Source organism: Xanthobacter sp. YC-JY1, assembly GCF_021730305.1.
Classification (GTDB): Bacteria; Pseudomonadota; Alphaproteobacteria; order Rhizobiales; family Xanthobacteraceae; genus Xanthobacter; species Xanthobacter flavus.
In genome coordinates this window covers 3,725,220-3,741,967 of record NZ_CP032674.1, presented here as the reverse complement: position 1 = coordinate 3,741,967, position 16,748 = coordinate 3,725,220, and the positions used below count along the sequence as shown (strand labels likewise).

Here is a 16,748-nt window from a genome sequence, read left to right as displayed (position 1 = left end):
TGATATGCCAAAGCTGAAGCTCAGCGAGTTCCTCGACGACAAGCCGGTGAAGGTGACCGTGGAGCTGCCGGCAAAGCTTCATCGGGATCTCGTTGCCTATGCGGGGGTGCTGGGCGAGGAAAAGGGAAACCCGATCACCGATCCGGTCCGGCTCATCGTGCCGATGCTTGAGCGATTCATCGCGACGGATCGGGCCTTCGCGAGAGCGCGGCGCTTGGCTTCAGGTTGAGAGGCGTTGAAGGGGCGGCCATCCGGTCCCGAGCCATCGTTCGCGCAAGGCTAAGCAGTGTCTGGAGTGCAGGATTGTCGTTCTTCGGTGCCCATGCCGCGTGGAAAGAGACAGCCTCGCCATTCAGCGGCCGGTAGATGACCCCAGGAATCTTCACGAGGCTTTCGGACTCGATGATCAGGGTCAATCCTCTGCCGGCTGAGACAAGGTTGAGAAGCTTGTAGCGTCCGACGCGCTGGGCTTCGATTAGTGGTGCCCCACCGGCTTCCCGCATTCTGTGCACGACATAATCCTCGATGCGACCTGCGGCAGGGGTATCCCGCAGAAGGATTTTTTCAGCGTCGAGTTCCTTCCAAGTCAGCGCTTCTGAATAGGCGAGTCGGTGGCTCTGGGGGAGGGCCACGAAAACCGGCTCCGACCAGAGATGGCTCGCGTAACAGTCGGCGAAATCAGCCATTTCGATGACAAAAGCAATATCCATGCGAAATTGACGTAGCGAATTGATGTGTTCATGAGCCTCGCCTTCGACAAAATCAATGTGAACTGACTGATGCCGCAAATCATACTGGTTAAATAGCGCGGACAGGAAGCCGGACGACAGGGATGAAAACAGCCCGACCCGGAGATATCCGCCCTCGGCTCTTCCAATGGCCGCAACCTCCGCAGCGCCCTCCCGAATGTGCTCCAACGCGTGACGCGCCCGATGAAGGAAGCGCTGGCCAGCCATGGTGAGGTTGATTCCGCCGTGGTGTCGCACGAAGAGGGAAGCGCCAGTTTGATCCTCGATGTCTCGGATCCGGCGGCTAACAGACGATTCTTGAACACCAAGCGCGGCTGCCGCCCTGCGAAAGCTTCCGGTCTCCGCCGCAACGATGAAATATCGGAGATGGCGAAAATCAATCTCGAGTGCTAACGACCTCACGGTATCCCTCAAATTGAGTAAGCTGATATCGATTGTTATCGTATTCGAGATGTGGTGTACAATTTTAGGTATTGAGGCGCGCTGATATAATATGTAAAATCAACTTAGTTTTGCTATGATTGCGCTCCAGCGGCGGCGATCAACGTCGATAATGCGTCATTGTTGCTTGGCTATTTCTATAAAATCATTTACCAGCGCAGTCGAGAACGCCGCATCATTGATGTTGTAAGGAAGCCGGCTAATCCGGCGATCTTTCGTTGTCATTGTATCGCGCTCAAGTGTATCAAATAATGCGGCATTAGCTTCCGGATAGTGGAAAGATTTGCCGGGCATGTCGAGCGAGGACATCCCCCCTTCCGGGATTAAGACGCGCACGGGGCCTTCGCAACGATTAAGCTTGGCGGCGATCCATTCGCCAATACGTCTGCATTCGTCGACCGATGTCCGCATCAGCGTCACTTCGGGATTGTGCATATGGAAGGTCCGGTCCTGAAATTCCTTGGGTACCGAGCCGCGAGACCAGAAATTAACCATGTCCAGGGCCCCGAGTGACATCACATAGGGAATCTTGGTGCGGATAATGGAGCCGAAGCGGTCTTCAGTGCAGGGCAGAACTCCCCCAACGAGAAAATCCGCCACTTCGGTCGTGGTTATGTCGATCACGCCCGCGAGGAAACCAGAATCGACCAGCTTTTCCATGGTCTGACCGCCGATCCCTGTGGCATGGAAAGACATGCAGTCGAATTCGTCCTGCAGTTCGCTCCGCACTTGATCGACGCACGGGGTCGTGACGCCGAACTGGGTCATGCCGATCTGCGGGTGAAGGCCATCGGCCGTTGGAAGATGCCATTTCGCCATGCCGGCTATGGCATGAGCCGCATTGCCGAGCACTGTCCGGTTGATCTGGTTCAGCCCGGCAATGTCGGTGATCGAGTACATCATGGTGATGTCGGTGCTGCCGACATAGGGAGCGACATTGCCCGACGCTATGGTCGACACCATGATCTTGGGCACGCCCACGGGCAGCGCCCGCATCGCCCGGGTGACGATGCCGGTATTGCCGGAGCCGCCCAGCCCGATGACGCCGTCGACATCGCCTTGGGCTGCGAGAAAAGCACTCAGCGCCAGACCCATGCCCTCGACGGCGGTCGCCCGATCATCGAAGCCGAGAACGGCATTTTTACCCGATGGATGATGCGCCGCCACATCCTCAGCGGCGATATCGGCATGGCCGCCGCCGCGCGTCCCGACGTCGACGAGGACCGCTTCCACCCCCGCCTCGACGATGACGGACTTCACGAAAGCCAGTTCATTCTGCTTGGTGTCGCAAGTGCCAACCACGTAGACCACGCCCATGATCTCCTCCCTCGAGACGCTGGAGCGTTCGTGTCGCGCTCCGTGAACGTTCACGATTAAAGGTCATAAAAGGTGAAATGCCGTCCTGTAAAGCCTATTATCGCGCCGACGCAGCGCATGGACTTCCGATGCAGAAATCTCTCCGACGCCCGGTCACGCTCAAAGATGTCGCGGCCGCGGCCGGCGTTTCCTACCAGACCGTCTCGCGCGCCATTAACGGATTTGGGGAGATCAACGCCGAAACGTCGCAGCGCGTGCTGAAGATCGCCGCCGAGCTGGGCTACCGTCCGAACCGCCTCGCCAACAGCCTGCGGAGCGCGCAGTCCAAGGCGCTGGGGCTGGTGGTTTCCGATATCGAGAACCTGTTCTTCGCCGAGGTGGCGGCCGGCGTCGAGGCTGAGGCCACCGAGCGCGGCTATTCCGTGCTGCTCGCCAACACCAGCGAAGACATTCATCGCGAGCGGACGGCAATCCTCAATCTGTTCGAAAGCCGCGTCGACGGGCTGATCGTCGCCCCGGCAGAGGGCGACCACGATTTTCTTAAGACCGATCTGCCGGAAACGTTTCCGGTCGTCGCGATCAATCGCAGCCTGTCGTCGCCGCTCTACGGCGCGGTGCTGAGCGAGAATCGGAAAGGCGCCGGCGCGGCGGTCGAGTATCTCGTCGCGCGAGGCCACACCAAGATCGGCGCCGTCGTCGGCAGCCCCAATCTGATGACGTCGCAGGAGCGTCTTGAAGGTTTTCGAAGCGCCATGGAGCGGCTTGGCCTTCCGATCCAGCGTCATTGGACCGCAGCGGGTACAATTTACCCGAAGGGTGCATGCGAGGCGGCCATCGAGATTCTGCAGCGTTCCGATCGGCCGACCGCCATTATCACCTCAAGTCAGCGCATCACGCAGGGCGTGTTGATGGCGCTGCGGCATCTGGGGCTGAGACATGGTGTCGACGTGGAACTGGTGGGTTTCGACGATTTTCCCTGGGCGGCGCTGCTCGATCCGCCCGTCGCGGTGATCGCGCAGGATACCCACAATATCGGGCGAAAGGCTGTCGCCATGCTGCTCGGCATGATCAACGGTACCGGTGAAGCTGAGATGATCCGATTGCCTACGCGTCTGGTTGTTCCCTCGTAACCTTACGGCTGCCGCAGCATCGTGCTTGACAGGCCTGACATTCGGTGACATTTCTCCGTGAACGTTCACGGAAATGATCGATCGATCGCTACCAGTGAATCGTGAACGTTCACGGAAAGTGAACGCTATAAAATAGACCTGGGAGGATACGATGCGTCGCGAGACATTCTCGCGCCGTTGGCTGCTGAAGGCAGCTGCGGCGACGGTGCCTCTTTCAGCGGTCGGCCTGGCCCCGTCCGTGTCGACTGCGCAGACCCCGATCAAGCTGCGCCTGTCGCACGACGAGCCGGCGACGATGATCACCCACGGCGTGCTGTCTGAAATGGCGGCAGCCGTCGAGAAACAGACCAACGGCGAAGTCACCATCGCCATTTTTCCCGGCGCGCAGCTCGCCGGCGGCAATCTCAAGACGCAATTTCAGCAGAACCAGGCCGGCGCCATCGACATCGCCATCACGGCGACCGGCATTCTCAACAACTGGACGCCGCGCGCCGACATCATCTCGCTGCCGTTCCTGCTGTCCGGCGTCGAGGACATGAAGAAGCTAGTGTCGAGCAGTGTCGGCGATGACGTCAAAAAGGTCGTCGAACCGCTTGGCCTTTACGCCGTCGATATTTGGGCGCGCGACCTGCGGCACTGGGTCAATGTCAAACGGCCCATTGTAACTCCCGAAGACATCAAGGGTCTTCGCTTCCGGGTGCCGGAGACCTCGTTGTGGGTCGCGGCCTTCCGGGCATTGGGTGCGACGCCGACGCCGATGTCGTTCGGTGAAGTGTTCACCGCCATTCAACTCGGGACGCTCGATGGCGCCGAGCGGCCGACGGAATTCATCGTGGGCGAGAAGTGGCAAAGCATCGCCGAATACCTCACCATCTCCGCCTATACCGGCGATGCGTTGATGCCGACCTTCAACAAGGCGCGGTGGAACAGCCTGCCGCCTGACGTTCGGCGCATTCTGACCGATGCCTTCCGCACGGCGGGTGAAGCGAAGTTCGAGCGGGAGAAGTCGATGCGCGCTTACGTCATCGACACGATGCGCAAGGCGGGGATGGAGGTGAACGTTCTCACCAGCGAGAACCGTGAGGCTTTCAAGCGCGCGGTCGCGCCGGTGTGGGAGCAGTGGAGCGCGAAGCTGCCGGTAGGCATGATCGAGCGCGCCCAGTTGGCGGTAGGTAGTTAAGGCGATGCGCGGAACGTGGCGAGCGATCGACCGAGGGCTCGATCAGCTCGAAAGCGCGATCCTGATCATTATTATGATCGCGCTGTTTAGCCTCGTGGTGCTGCAGATCGGCTCGCGCTTCATGGGCGATCCGCTGCCCTGGACCGAGGAAATCAGCCGCTATCTCATGGTCTGGCTGATGTTCTTTGGCGCGGCGGTCTGCGTCAGGCACAATGAGCACATCGGCTTCGTGCTGCTGGCCGAATCCACGCCCGCTCCGGTCAGAACCCTGCTTCGGCTGGTGGCCCGCGTCGGCACATTGGTGTTCATGCTGGTCATTTTCTGGCTGAGCGCGGAGTGGGTCGCCGGCCTAGTCGCGTCGGAGCAGACGGCCATCACCTTCCCCATGTCGATCTATTGGGTCGGCCTCGCGCTGCCTGTGGCGAGCGCGCTGGGCGCGCTCTACGCAGCTGGAAACGTAGTGGATCGGTCGAACGAGGCATCACAACTGCCGCCGGCCGCCGAGTAGTCCAACGAAAATCCGGAACTATCATTATGAGCATGGCACTCATTTGGGTGATCGGCTTTGTCGCCCTGGCCTGTCTGGGGACGCCTATCGCGGTGAGCATGGGTCTTGCGGCGGTACTGGCGATCGGGATCTCGGGGGCCGTCCCCTTCGGCATCATTCCCATCATGATGTACAATTCGATGGATTCCTTCCTGCTTCTCGCAGTGCCGTTCTTCGCGCTGACGGGATTCCTGATGGACTCCGGCGGCATTGCGCGGCGCATCTTCAGCTTCTCGCAGGCATTGGTCGGTGGGTTTCGCGGCGGCCTCGGCAATGTCGTCATCAATGCCGCGATGATCTTCGGCGGCATATCTGGCTCGTCGGTTGCCGACGCGGCGGCGCTTGCCCCGATATCGGTCAACTCACTGGAAAAGCATGGCTATCCGCGCTCCTACGCCGCCGGTCTGATTGCCGCCGCCGCTTCTCTCGATGTCTTGATCCCGCCGAGCATCATCGCGGTGGTCTATGCCGTGACCGCCAACGTACCGGTATCGGCGGCGCTGGTCGCCGGCGCCGTCCCTGGCATTCTCGGCGGAATCTTCCTGATGACGACTAATTATCTGATCGTCAGGCGCGCCGGCTGGGGCGATCGCCAGCCCTTCGAGTTCCGCAAACTGGTTCATGAGGGCAAGACCAGCTTCTTCGCGGTCTTTGCCCCGGCCTTCATCATTGGCGGATTTGCTCTGGGTTACTTCACGCCCACCGAAGCCTCCGTGATCGCGGTGATCTATTCCGCCGTCGTCGCCATCATTATCTATGGCGATACCAAGGTCTCGGTATTGCCGGCGCTGCTGCTGAAGTCGGCGCGTATCTCGGCCTCGACCCTGTTCCTCATCGCCTGCGCGTCGCTGAGTTCATACATCCTCACGGTCGAGCAGGTGCCGGCGATGATCGCCGAGTTCCTCGTCGACGTGTCGGGCGGCAACAAATATCTGCTGCTTTTTCTGGTGAACATCCTTCTGCTGATCGTCGGCATCTTCATGGAGGGGCTGGCGGCGGTCCTGATCCTCACGCCGATCCTTCTACCGGCGATCAAGAGCGTGGGCGTCGATCCCATCCATTTCGGCGTCATCATGATCGCCAATCTCGCCGTGGCCTTCATCCACCCGCCCGTCGGCGTCGTGCTCTACGTGGTCTCCAGCGTCACAAAAGTCCCGCTGTGGGACGTCGCGATGGCGTGCCTGCCGTTCCTGGCCGCCCTGATCTTCAATCTCCTGCTCATCACTTATGTGCCCTGGCTGTCGCTTGGGCTGGTCCATGCGCTCGGCCTGTAAGCGCCCGCACATTTCCTGAAAGGACGTCTCATGAACCGTAAGCAAGCACTCGAAAAACTGGCGGCGACGGTCGCATCAGGCGCGGCAATTGTCGGAGCGGGCGCGGGCACCGGGCTGTCGGCTAAATGCGCGGAAGCGGGCGGCGTCGATCTCATTATCATCTACAATTCCGGCCGCTACCGCATGGCGGGCCGGGGCTCCATGGCCGGCCTGATGCCCTATGGCGACGCTAACGCCATCGTCGTCGAGATGGCCGGCGAGGTCCTGCCCGTGGTCCGGCACACGCCCGTGCTCGCCGGCGTCTGCGGAACCGACCCATTTCGCCTCATGCCGCAATTCCTTCGCCAGCTTAAGGAAATGGGTTTCACCGGCGTTCAGAACTTCCCGACAGTGGGTCTCTTCGACGGCATCATCCGCGCGAATTTCGAAGAGACTGGTATGGGCTATGGGCTCGAGGTCGACATGATCCGCCACGCCCATGAGCTCGATCTGCTCACCAGCCCCTACGTGTTCAATGAGGACGAAGCGGTGGCGATGACGAAGGCCGGCGCCGACATCATCGTTCCGCATATGGGGCTGACCACCAAGGGCGCGATCGGCGCGCAGACAGCCATGTCGCTGGAGGAAGCCGCACGGCGCGTCCAGTCCATGCACGACGCGGCCAGGAAAGTCCGTTCCGACGTTCTTGTACTCTGTCACGGCGGCCCCATCGCCGAGCCGGAAGACGTGGATTTCATCCTCAACAACACTAGCGGCATCGCCGGATTCTTCGGGGCCTCCAGTATGGAGCGCCTGCCGACCGAGATCGCCATCACCGATCAGGCGCGCCGGTTCAAGCGTCTGCAACAGTCAGTCTGAAAGAGAGCGACCATGCGTTTCGAGAACAAGACCGTCATCGTTACCGGAGCCGCCCGTGGGCTCGCGGCCGCAGCCTCAAGGATGCTGGCGCAGGAAGGCGCTTCGCTGGTGCTCGCGGATCTAGACATCGACCGGCTGAAGAAAGTCGCCGCGGACATCAATGCCTCCTTGCCGGAGGATCAGCAGTCCGTCGCGGTCAAGGTCGACGTCACATCGCCTCTGATGATCGATGCCTTGGTCAAGAGGGCTTTGGACAGGAACGGGCGTATCGACGCCATCGTAAACTGCGCCGGCGGGTATCACCACTATAACGGGCTGATCGGCACCTCCGAGCAGGAGTGGAACAGCATCGTCGATACCAACCTGAAGAGCATTTTCCTGTGCTGTCAGGCGGTTTTGCCGACCATGGTCAAGCAGAACTATGGCCGCATCGTCAATGTGTCGTCGCTGGCGGCGCGCACCTACAGCTATTTCCTCGGCTCTCATTATTCGGCAGCCAAGGCCGGCACGCTCGGCCTCACGCGGCACATCGCCCATGAGTATGGCCCCAAAGGCGTCACCGCAAACGCCATCGCGCCGACCGCCTTCCGCGGCGAACGTCTCTCCGAGATCATGTCGCCCGAGCAGGAACGCGACCTGATCAGCAAGACGCCGCTTCGGCGCATCCCTGACGCGGAGGATATTGCCCCCGCTATCGTGTTTCTCGCATCTGACGAGGCCCGCTTCATCACCGGCGTAACGCTCGATGTGAATGGCGGCCTCGTGACCCACTAGCCGGGATCGACATCATGACGAAACTTCGTACCGCACTGGTCGGTCCGGGCCGGATCGCTGTGGCGCATCTCACGGCAATCCAGAACAACCCCGACCTCGCCGAACTTGTCGCCATCGTCGGCCTGCCACATGAGGCGGAGAAGACGCGCGAATTGGCGACGCGCTTTCGCGCCCAGCGCGTCTCTCACGATCTCGACGAGATCCTCAGCGATGCATCGATCGATGCCATCGTCCTGACGGTCCCCAACCACCTACATTGCTCGGTCAGCATCAAGGCGCTCGAAGCTGGTAAGCACGTGCTGGTCGAGAAGCCACTGTCGAACACGGTTGACGAAGCCGACCGTATGATCGCCGCTGCCGACGCAACTGGTCGCGTTCTGATGGTCGCGCAGTGTCGCCGCTTTTTTCCTGGTGCTCAGGAGGCCAAGAAGCGCGTCGCGGAACTCGGCCGGCCGCTCGACATCATTCATGTCCTTGGTGTCGATGTGCCTCAGGCGCAAGCCGATTGGTGGAAGTCGGCCGATGCCACAGGCGGGCTGGCGCTCGGTCTCAACGGACCGCACGTCATTGATACAATATTGTGGCTGCTGGGGGAGAAGCCGATCACAGTTTACGCACGGACCGGGCAGCTCAAGCCGCAGAACTGGCAGGGTGAGGATCAGGCGACCGTGGTTCTCGGTTTCGCCGACGGCAGTACGGCGACAGGTCACCTGTCCTTCAACATGCGTCCTCACACCAATGAACGCTGGATTATCGGACCGAATGGCAGTATGCAGCTGACCCACGACCGCATTCTGAAACTGGATGGACAGGAAGTCATCGACAGTACGTTGACCCCCTACATTGAAGGCGATGAAGCCTTTGACAACCAGTTCCGGGAATTCGCGTTGGCAATCAGGGAGGGCAGGGTGCCTCAAGCCTCAGCCGTCGAGATCCGACCGGTGGTCGAGATCATCAGCGCAGCGCTTGCCTCGGCGAGACAGAACGCACCAGTCGATCTCGTTTGAGAAGGTCCTCTCTTTGCGAGTTCTGAGGGATTGAGCGATGACGTCGCTTAGCGTCTGCCCATCGGCGAGCTTGGGCTAACGCCGATGGGCAGACGCGGCACAAGTGGAATGGCATTAAATCGCGCCGGGCAAGCCCCTGCAGAACGCGCCTTCGAGAGTTTCAACGACCGGGTGCGCGACGAGCTGCTCAACGAGACGCTGTTCTCGGCGCTGAGCCAGGCCAGAAAGGCCCAGGGCAGGGGGCGATCCGACTATACTGAGTCCCGGCCGCACTCCGCCCTCGGCTGGCAGCCCCCTCCGCATTCGCCGCCACTTCCATCCGCGATGGGATCTGCCGCTGCGCCAAGTCAAAAAACCCGCGCCAGATCGCCCCGTTCACCCGACCGACAAGGTCAAATCCAACCGCCAGGAAGAACTCACCGCTGGATAAAACTTGGGGCAACGGCGGCTCCTTTCCACACTTCCGATGCCACCGCATTTTCGCTTATTCCGACCGTCAGCGTGACCCGATCTTTGTCAACTCCACGGACATGCTCCACGTTCGCTCGGCCTCGGTCGCATCGGTCGCATAGGCTTTGACACCGACGAAAGGTTCGCCAGCGGCTTCGGCCCGGACGGCAATGTCACAATCCTCACAATAGAGGCCGCCAAGGCTGTCTAGTTGAGGTGATGTCGCGGCCCACAGCTGTGTTGCCGCGCCTTGTGCCGGAGTCTTGAAAGTTAGATCGGCGGGATTGCCATTTTCGTCCAGCCAACCTTCGGCGGTCATCTCGGCCTGCGTCAGGTGGCGTTGGAGCGGCGTGAATATTTTGCCGGGGTGGAGCGAGAAAGCGCGGATGCCATGCTTCCGCCCTACTCGGTCGAGGTGGACCGCGAACAGAGCGTTCGCCGTCTTCGACTGACCATAGGCGAGCCATTTATTGTAGCCGTCCGCAAACTGTACATCGTCCCAGCGGATCGGCGAATTGTGATGGCCGGCAGAGGAGACGGAAACCACGCGCGCGCCACCTTCTAGCAATGGCCAGATCAGGTTCGTCAGCGCGAAATGGCCGAGATGGTTGGTGGCAAACTGCGCTTCCCATCCCGGGCCCACACGTGTTTCCGGGCAGGCCATAATGCCGGCATTGTTGATTAGCATGTCGATGTGATGGCCGGACGCTAGAACCTGCTTCGCAAACAAATCGACGCTAGCGAGGTCTCCAAGATCGAGAGCGTCCACTGTCACATTGGGAAGGTCGCGCGTCGCCGACCTCGCTGCTTTGGGATCGCGTACGCCGATGATCACTTCCGCGCCGGCCTCCGCCAGCGCTCTGGTAGTTTCTAGGCCAAGACCCGAATGGCCGCCAGTGACGATCGCGCGCTTGCCGGTCAAGTCGATGCCAGACAGCACATCCGACGCGGTCGTGTGCGCTCCGAACCCTGACCCCAACGGTTTCTGATGATCTGCCATGATGCTTCTCCGCAGTTCGGGACAGTGCCGTTTAAGGGCGGGCCAGCTGAATTCACTAAGGCGAAGATGAGCAATAGCAGTCGAACGATCCACGCTATAGGATCCGACTTTCTTTTGCGATGATACGGATTTGCCGCTTTGGATCCCTTGTCCGACGTTCTTTCCCTGTTGAGACCCAAAACCGCGATCAGTGCGGGTCTCGATGCCGGCGGCGAATGGGGAATCCAATTCTCCGCCCATCAGGGGATCAAGTTCAACACCGTGGTCCAGGGAACCTGCTGGGTGTCTGTAGAAGGTGAAGTCGACGCACCGCTACGGATCGAGGCCGGAGACTGCTTCCTGCTGACCCGCGGCCGGCCGTTCGTGTTCGCTTCTGATGGAGCAGCGGCAACCATCGACTCCGCAACGATCTACGACAAGGCAGCGGATGGGATCGCAACCTGCAACGGTGGTGGTGATTTCTTTCTGATCGGCGGACGCTTCTCGTTCGAGGGAGATCATGCAGGGCTGCTGTTCAATGCGCTGCCCCCCATCGTCCATGTGCGTGATGCCTCCAACCAGGCAGCGGTGCTTCGCTGGTCGCTTGAGCAATTGGCGATGGAGCTTAAACAGGGATCACCAGGCGGCGCACTCATGGCCGACTATCTTGCGCAGATCATGCTGCTTCAGGTGCTGCGGCTCTGGCTCGCTTCCGGCAATCATTCCGGTTGGCTAGGCGCGCTGGCTGATCACAGGCTTTCCCGCGCATTGAGTGCTTTGCATGCCGAACCGGAACGCCGCTGGACGCTTGCCGATCTCGCCGGCGTTGCCGGCATGTCGCGGACGACCTTTGCCGAGCGTTTCCGTAATGTCGTCGGACAGACGCCACTCGACTACTTGGCTGTTTGGCGGATGAGGCTGGCGGCCGATCGTCTTCAGCGCAGCTGTGAAAGCGTTGCGACCATCGGCTTTTCCGTTGGCTATGAATCTGAAGCTGCCTTCAGCACGGCATTTCGCCGTGTGATGGGGCGCACGCCGACGCAATATCGACGTGCGGGGTTTTCGTAGATCTCACGGTCTCAATCCCCGCTGCCGTCCCAACTAACACACTGATTCATCCTACACGATGCTGGACACCTCACGGACAAGCTGGCGGTCGGTGAGCGGCCTCCACGGGGAGTTTGGTCTGATGGAGCTGACATGCTTCCCTCTTTGGGGCCGGACCTACACGAGGTGATTTCCGTGGCAGACCGTCTCACCCCCGCCGAGCGACGGCTCATCCGCAAGCGGGACACAAGTCCCGAGCTGGTGGTTCGCCGCATGGTCCATGCTCTCGGCTTCAGGTTTCGGCTGCATCGGCGGAACCTGCCGGGCACGCCGGACATCATCCTGCCCCGCCATCGGAAGGCGATCCTTGTCCACGGCGGCTTCTGGCACCAGCACGAAGGCTGCAAGCTGGCCCGACAGCCGAAAAGCCGCTTGGACTATTGGCTCCCTAAGCTCGCTCGCAACGTGGCGCGGGATCGAGAGGCGCGCGCAGCGCTCGAGCGAGCCGGCTGGAGCTGCCTTGTGGTCTGGGAATGCGAGACGAAGGACCCTGAGAAGCTGCGGTTGATCCTGCGCGGCTTCCTATTCGGCAGCGAGCCGGGATGACGCCGGGCGCCCGGACGCTCGATATCCCTTGCCGGTGCCTGGGTGAGCGTCGTGCTCGCCGCGCAAGCCGAGGTAGGCGGAAGGCACCTTGGCCACCCGCTCCGGCGGAGGCGCGGGCGGGGCGGCACGAAGAGCCAGCGCGAGCCGGTCCGGATCAACCCGCACGCCAAGCAGCTGGGATGCGATGGCGCGCGCGAGAACCTCCCCCAGGAGCGAGGGCACGGCGTTGCCAAGCTGCCGCTGCGCGTCGGCCACCGTTCCAGTCACAACGAAATCGTCGGGGAGGGTCTGAAGCCGCGCCATCTCGCGCATGCTCAGCCGCCGGCTGCTCCAATGGAATGGGCCGGTTGCAGGCCCTGGCTGCGCCTGGAGGGTCCAGGCGGGCTGCGCCTTGGCGAGCTTCAGCAGGAATGACCAGTAGCGGCGGCGCCAGCCGAAGAGCGGCAAGCCGCCTCCCCGATCTGTGTGCCACAGATAATTCTGGCCCTCGGGGATGGAGGGCAGCAAGCGCGCCCATTTGCCTGTCAGTGCTAAGGATGGCTCATCGACGACAACATCGTGCAACGCGTCCCAGGCGGTCCGATAGGGTGGACGGTTGTCCACCGGATCGCCGAGATTTGGATCGACGTGGCTAGCAGCCGGAAATTCAAAGGGCCTTCCGTCCCGCGCGCCAATCACGAACAGTCGGCGGCGCAGCTGCGGCACGCCATAATCCGCCGCGTTCAGCACTGCGATGGAGGCTGAATAGCGGGTGCCATGCGCCGCATTTATCCGCGCCAGCTCAGACGTGATGAGCCTCAGCCCCTCATCCTTGCCGCGGAAGCCGAGCCCCTCGACATTCTCGATCAGGAAGGCGCGCGGCCTCGCCTCCTCGAGCACGCGCATGTAGGCGCCAAGGGTGCCGGCACGCGGATCGTCCAGGCGCTTCGCCTCGCCGCTCGCCCAGAAGCCCGACTTGGAGAATGGTTGGCAGGGGGGGCCGCCGATCAGAACATCGGCAGCTCCGGCGCGAAGGCCGCCGACAGAAAGCAGATCCGCCGTCGCCACGCCAAGGATGTCGCGGTCGATCACGGGCCAAGGGCGGTTCGCGCGCAGCGTGGTCACGCAGCGCGCATCAAGCTCCAGCGCGACAGCGGTCTCGAACCCCGCGGCCTCAAAGCCGAGGTCGAGGCCGCCCGCTCCTGTGAAAAGGCTGATCGCGCGAAGCTTGCTCATGCGCGCGATTCTACCTGAGCCGCAGCGGCCTCGAAAGCGAGCGCGGGCTCGCTCACCCATCTTTTGTCGACCAGCACATTGCTCGCAAGCTTGCCCGGGCATTTCTGATGCGGGTCAAGGCTCGCCGGGATGGCATAGCGAAACTCCCACCGCTCGGTCACCGCATGCAGGCAGCCTGCGACGACATCGAAGTCGCTTGGGGCATAGTAGCGCGAGCAGGGGTCGCCCTTGGCCGCGCGCGTCCGCTGGAAGTCGATGCGCGGCAGGCTGAACGTCTTGTTGAGCACGCGGAGCACGTTCTTGCATTCCACCGTCAGCTGGGGGCCGTCCTTGTAGCGAATGAGGAGGTCGGGCGCACCTTCGACGTCAAGGCGCTCGCAATGGGTGATCCCGTCAAGCTTGGCAAGCGTCGCCCGCAGATGCTCCTCGGCCACCCAGCCCCGCACCGCCATCTTCAGCCGACGGGCGCCGGCGATCAGCTCGAGCACATCCTCGGCTCCGAGGCTGAGCTCGCGCAGAAGCGGGTGGACCACCTCAACCCCTGTCGCCTCAGCTGGGACATCCTCGATGGGACGCGCGCCGCGGATCAGCTCGCGCTTGTCGGCGAGCAGCTGGCGATCGCCGGGCGCCAGCCCATACGCGGCCCGCTCGAACCGCACGAGGTCAAGGAAGGCGTCCCGGGTGCCCCCGACGAGCACCTCCACCGGCTCCGCCATCGGACCAGCCCGCCGTGTCCGCTCCCAGGCATGCCATCCCTGTCGCAGAACCTCCTCCGCATGCTCATCCTTGAACTCAACGCGGATGAAGAACTTGGTGGGATTGTGCGCCTCAGGGTCGGCGGCGACGAAGAAGCCTTCCTTTGGGTCGATGCCGATCAGCAGCGTCGTGAACAAGCCAAGCGGATCCTGCCACAGGACATGCGCGTTGTCGTCGGCGTAGTCCTCCTTGCTACCGTACTTGATCTGAAAGGAGCGCTCGTCAGCCGGCCTGTTTCGCGTGGGCGTCCGGGTCGCGAGGAACGCGTATGCGACAATGCCCATCCGCTCGCCGTCGCGAGTCTCGAAGGTGATCACGAAGGGCGCGCGATCCGGGGGCGATGCGAAGAGCACCCGGCAGCCGGCCGCTCGAAGGCCGTCCACCATGAAGCGCAGCAGCGGCTCTCGCGCGGAAGCCTTGGTGGCGTAGTGCCGTAGCCCTAGAATCATTGTTCCCTCTTCGTCTCAAGGGTGGATTCCGCTGGAGAGGATGGCAAGGTTCGAGGCACGGCGCGCCGACCGTCCCAGCAAAAACCCATGCATCGAACGGCCATCGAGCCTGCAACAAGTGACGCGCGCCGCTTTCCGCCTCCAGGAGCCCCCGCCGATCTCGACGAGGAACGGGCGGGGCGCTTCAGCCTTCTTCGGGGACAGGCGATTGTGATGCCGAGAGAAGGCGGGTACGACAGCCGCTGCCGGGCGGGCGTCCAGGTCCGCCATCGCGGCGGAGAAGTTGCGGCGCGGGAAACCCGCGGGAGATGCGATCCAATCGCGCGCGGCAGCGGAAATCCGCAAAAATCGATCAAGTGTTTGATTTTGAATTCGTATTCTTCAAAATTCGATCGACCGCCTCCAAAATCGTAAGTGGTGGGCTTCTCGCGCACGAGCCGTGTTGCAAGATGGGCAGCCAGAGCCTCGCGAACCGGAATTGAGCATCGATCACGCAGCGTGCGATCCGGCACGTGAGCTTCCTGTCGCCTTTGCGTTCAACCAAGTGTGAAGCGGGATGGATATGGCGGATATACCGGTACACAAAGAGCCGCGGCATGTGAGCCGCGAGGAACTCTTCGCGCTGGTCTGGCAAAAGCCGATGAGCCGTTTAGCGGAGGAGTTCGGGATCAGCGGAAATGGGCTTGCCAAGATCTGCGACAGAATGGACGTGCCTTATCCACCGCGCGGCTATTGGGCCAAAAGGGAGGCAGGCAAGCCGGTGGTTGCATTCAAGCTGCCGCCACGCAGGGACGGAATTCCGCAGATGACGGATATCTACCCCACGCCCGCCAAGCCAGCGCCGTTACAGGAAGCTGAGAGGTCGGCGACGGCTGCCGCTGCGAAGGTAGAAGCCATTGGAGTGCCGGATGGCCTGGATGACCTTCATCCACGCGTGAAGGCGTGGCTTGCGGAGCACAAGAAGCAGCAGAAGGAACGCGAGCAAGAGAGCAGACGGCGAAGGCACGAAAGTTGGTGGACACCTCGATTGCTTCCCGACCTAACCATACGTGACTTATACCGTTTCCGGGTCACGAGCGCGATTTTCACGGGCGTCGAGAAAGCCGGAGGCAGGATTGAGCAGTCCCCGATGACAGGAAAGGTGACCTTCAAAATTGCGAGCCACCTCGTTGAATGCTCGATCGTGGAGAAGCTGGTGAAGTCGCTTAAGCCGCGCGATGAGACGCGGACGTGGACAGCCTATCCCGACCACCATCAATCGGGCCTCGGCTCGTCAGGCTTCCTGCGCGTGTCGATCACCACCTACCTGGATGGCCGGCAGCCTCAATGGATCGAAAGCCAGAAGACAAAGATTGGCGACCTGCTGCCGGAGATCGTCGGTACCATCATGGCTGCGGGACCGATCCTAGATCAGCAGAAGCGCGAGCGCGAGGAGCGTGAGAAGCGGCATCGGGAAGAAGAGGCCCGGCGCTACGAGGCCAGGCGTCTCAGGGAAATCGATGACAAGCGCTGGAACAAGCTCGGCGAGCTTGCAGCGGATTTGGAGCAGCGCGATAGGTTGCTTGTGTTTCTGGCTGAAGTGGAGAAGCGCGCCTTCGATGAAGGCGACGTCAGCGTCGGGGATCGCAATTTGAGCGATTGGATCGCCTGGGCGAAAGAACGGGCCGAGGCGCTGGATCCGCTCCGCCTGGGCGCGGCGGGGATGTTCAATGAGATTGCAAGAGTTTCGCAATGGTCGTGAGGAGGCTCGCCGCTAGGCAGCCGATCTCGCGGAACTGATCTCTCGCCTCTCCGTCGCGGATTTCTGAAGGACACGGTCGGTGAGCGGCTCGGGTGGAAGCCGACCTGTCCCATTCCGTCCGCCATGTTCGAGCGTCGGGGGACGATGCCATCCCGGGTGCAGAAGCTTTCCTGCGAAAAAAGAGGCAGCCCGTCGGCATAATTGGAGATGGCCACCAGGGCGAGGAGC

16 protein-coding genes and 1 pseudogene are annotated in these 16,748 nt (G+C 61.7%); 12 read left to right on the top strand and 5 right to left on the bottom strand.

Annotated elements, in window-relative coordinates:
• The first annotated feature begins 4 nt into the window (after positions 1-4).
• The gene (locus D7006_RS17545) at positions 5-229 is read left to right on the top strand and encodes a DUF2274 domain-containing protein (protein ID WP_237353956.1); all 225 of its coding nucleotides are present in this window, start codon (positions 5-7) and stop codon (positions 227-229) included.
• Here D7006_RS17545 and D7006_RS17540 read toward each other — a convergent pair.
• Entirely contained in the window at positions 177-1,151 is a 975-nt protein-coding gene (locus D7006_RS17540) for a LysR family transcriptional regulator (RefSeq protein ID WP_237353955.1), read from the bottom strand. The two genes, D7006_RS17545 and D7006_RS17540, sit on opposite strands and share 53 nt — an antisense overlap.
• Positions 1,152-1,307: 156 nt before the next feature.
• The gene (locus tag D7006_RS17535) at positions 1,308-2,507 is read right to left on the bottom strand and encodes a Tm-1-like ATP-binding domain-containing protein (RefSeq protein ID WP_237353954.1); all 1,200 of its coding nucleotides are present in this window, start codon (positions 2,505-2,507) and stop codon (positions 1,308-1,310) included.
• Positions 2,508-2,635: 128 nt separating this feature from the next.
• On the opposite strand from D7006_RS17535, the gene D7006_RS17530 reads away from it, so the two are divergent.
• The 8 genes and pseudogenes from D7006_RS17530 to D7006_RS25435 all read left to right on the top strand — a co-directional run.
• The gene (locus D7006_RS17530) at positions 2,636-3,637 is read left to right on the top strand and encodes a LacI family DNA-binding transcriptional regulator (protein WP_237353953.1); all 1,002 of its coding nucleotides are present in this window, start codon (positions 2,636-2,638) and stop codon (positions 3,635-3,637) included.
• A gap of 151 nt (positions 3,638-3,788) precedes the next feature.
• Positions 3,789-4,817 carry a TRAP transporter substrate-binding protein gene (locus tag D7006_RS17525; RefSeq protein WP_237353952.1) on the top strand — a complete coding sequence of 343 codons (1,029 nt, stop codon included), beginning with the start codon at positions 3,789-3,791 and terminating at the stop codon, positions 4,815-4,817.
• 4 nt (positions 4,818-4,821) lie between these two features.
• On the top strand, positions 4,822-5,325 hold the full coding sequence (locus tag D7006_RS17520; protein ID WP_237353951.1) for a TRAP transporter small permease: 504 nt from the start codon (positions 4,822-4,824) through the stop codon (positions 5,323-5,325).
• Between the two features lie 26 nt (positions 5,326-5,351).
• Positions 5,352-6,638, top strand: a complete 1,287-nt coding sequence (locus tag D7006_RS17515; protein ID WP_237353950.1) for a TRAP transporter large permease — start codon at positions 5,352-5,354, stop codon at positions 6,636-6,638.
• A gap of 30 nt (positions 6,639-6,668) precedes the next feature.
• Positions 6,669-7,496: a phosphoenolpyruvate hydrolase family protein gene (locus D7006_RS17510; RefSeq protein ID WP_237353949.1), complete on the top strand. Its 828-nt coding sequence runs from the start codon at positions 6,669-6,671 to the stop codon at positions 7,494-7,496.
• 12 nt (positions 7,497-7,508) lie between these two features.
• Positions 7,509-8,270 (top strand): SDR family NAD(P)-dependent oxidoreductase, encoded by a 762-nt coding sequence (locus D7006_RS17505; RefSeq protein WP_237353948.1) that lies wholly within the window; start codon positions 7,509-7,511, stop codon positions 8,268-8,270.
• A 14-nt stretch (positions 8,271-8,284) separates the two neighbouring features.
• Entirely contained in the window at positions 8,285-9,277 is a 993-nt protein-coding gene (locus tag D7006_RS17500; protein ID WP_237353947.1) for a Gfo/Idh/MocA family protein, read from the top strand.
• Positions 9,278-9,362: 85 nt separating this feature from the next.
• A pseudogene (locus D7006_RS25435) lies at positions 9,363-9,707 on the top strand (transposase); the annotation flags it as partial.
• A 66-nt stretch (positions 9,708-9,773) separates the two neighbouring features.
• Here the strand turns inward: D7006_RS25435 and D7006_RS17490 are convergent.
• Complete coding sequence (locus tag D7006_RS17490; protein WP_237353946.1) at positions 9,774-10,727, bottom strand: SDR family NAD(P)-dependent oxidoreductase; 954 nt, start codon at positions 10,725-10,727, stop codon at positions 9,774-9,776.
• Positions 10,728-10,865: 138 nt separating this feature from the next.
• Between D7006_RS17490 and D7006_RS17485 the strand changes: the two genes are divergently transcribed.
• Both D7006_RS17485 and D7006_RS17480 read left to right on the top strand, forming a co-directional pair.
• Positions 10,866-11,774, top strand: a complete 909-nt coding sequence (locus tag D7006_RS17485; RefSeq protein ID WP_237353945.1) for an AraC family transcriptional regulator — start codon at positions 10,866-10,868, stop codon at positions 11,772-11,774.
• Positions 11,775-11,948: 174 nt separating this feature from the next.
• Complete coding sequence (locus D7006_RS17480; protein WP_237353944.1) at positions 11,949-12,359, top strand: very short patch repair endonuclease; 411 nt, start codon at positions 11,949-11,951, stop codon at positions 12,357-12,359.
• Here D7006_RS17480 and D7006_RS17475 read toward each other — a convergent pair.
• Both D7006_RS17475 and D7006_RS17470 read right to left on the bottom strand, forming a co-directional pair.
• Positions 12,336-13,574, bottom strand: coding sequence for a DNA cytosine methyltransferase (locus D7006_RS17475; RefSeq protein WP_237353943.1), 1,239 nt, complete (start codon positions 13,572-13,574; stop codon positions 12,336-12,338). The two genes, D7006_RS17480 and D7006_RS17475, sit on opposite strands and share 24 nt — an antisense overlap.
• Positions 13,571-14,779 (bottom strand): hypothetical protein, encoded by a 1,209-nt coding sequence (locus D7006_RS17470; RefSeq protein WP_237353942.1) that lies wholly within the window; start codon positions 14,777-14,779, stop codon positions 13,571-13,573. Before D7006_RS17470 ends, D7006_RS17475 begins: the two co-directional genes overlap by 4 nt.
• 598 nt (positions 14,780-15,377) lie before the next feature.
• Here D7006_RS17470 and D7006_RS17465 point away from each other — a divergent pair.
• The gene (locus D7006_RS17465; RefSeq protein ID WP_237353941.1) at positions 15,378-16,520 is read left to right on the top strand and encodes a hypothetical protein; all 1,143 of its coding nucleotides are present in this window, start codon (positions 15,378-15,380) and stop codon (positions 16,518-16,520) included.
• The last annotated feature ends 228 nt before the right edge of the window (positions 16,521-16,748 follow it).

Coding starts and splice junctions, on each gene's coding strand:
- D7006_RS17545 (WP_237353956.1), top strand. CDS start 5: ATGCCAAAGCTGAAGCTCAGCGAGTTCCTCGACGACAAGCCGGTGAAG.
- D7006_RS17535 (WP_237353954.1), bottom strand. CDS start 2,507: ATGGGCGTGGTCTACGTGGTTGGCACTTGCGACACCAAGCAGAATGAA.
- D7006_RS17530 (WP_237353953.1), top strand. CDS start 2,636: ATGCAGAAATCTCTCCGACGCCCGGTCACGCTCAAAGATGTCGCGGCC.
- D7006_RS17525 (WP_237353952.1), top strand. CDS start 3,789: ATGCGTCGCGAGACATTCTCGCGCCGTTGGCTGCTGAAGGCAGCTGCG.
- D7006_RS17520 (WP_237353951.1), top strand. CDS start 4,822: ATGCGCGGAACGTGGCGAGCGATCGACCGAGGGCTCGATCAGCTCGAA.
- D7006_RS17515 (WP_237353950.1), top strand. CDS start 5,352: ATGAGCATGGCACTCATTTGGGTGATCGGCTTTGTCGCCCTGGCCTGT.
- D7006_RS17510 (WP_237353949.1), top strand. CDS start 6,669: ATGAACCGTAAGCAAGCACTCGAAAAACTGGCGGCGACGGTCGCATCA.
- D7006_RS17505 (WP_237353948.1), top strand. CDS start 7,509: ATGCGTTTCGAGAACAAGACCGTCATCGTTACCGGAGCCGCCCGTGGG.
- D7006_RS17500 (WP_237353947.1), top strand. CDS start 8,285: ATGACGAAACTTCGTACCGCACTGGTCGGTCCGGGCCGGATCGCTGTG.
- D7006_RS17490 (WP_237353946.1), bottom strand. CDS start 10,727: ATGGCAGATCATCAGAAACCGTTGGGGTCAGGGTTCGGAGCGCACACG.
- D7006_RS17475 (WP_237353943.1), bottom strand. CDS start 13,574: ATGAGCAAGCTTCGCGCGATCAGCCTTTTCACAGGAGCGGGCGGCCTC.
- D7006_RS17470 (WP_237353942.1), bottom strand. CDS start 14,779: ATGATTCTAGGGCTACGGCACTACGCCACCAAGGCTTCCGCGCGAGAG.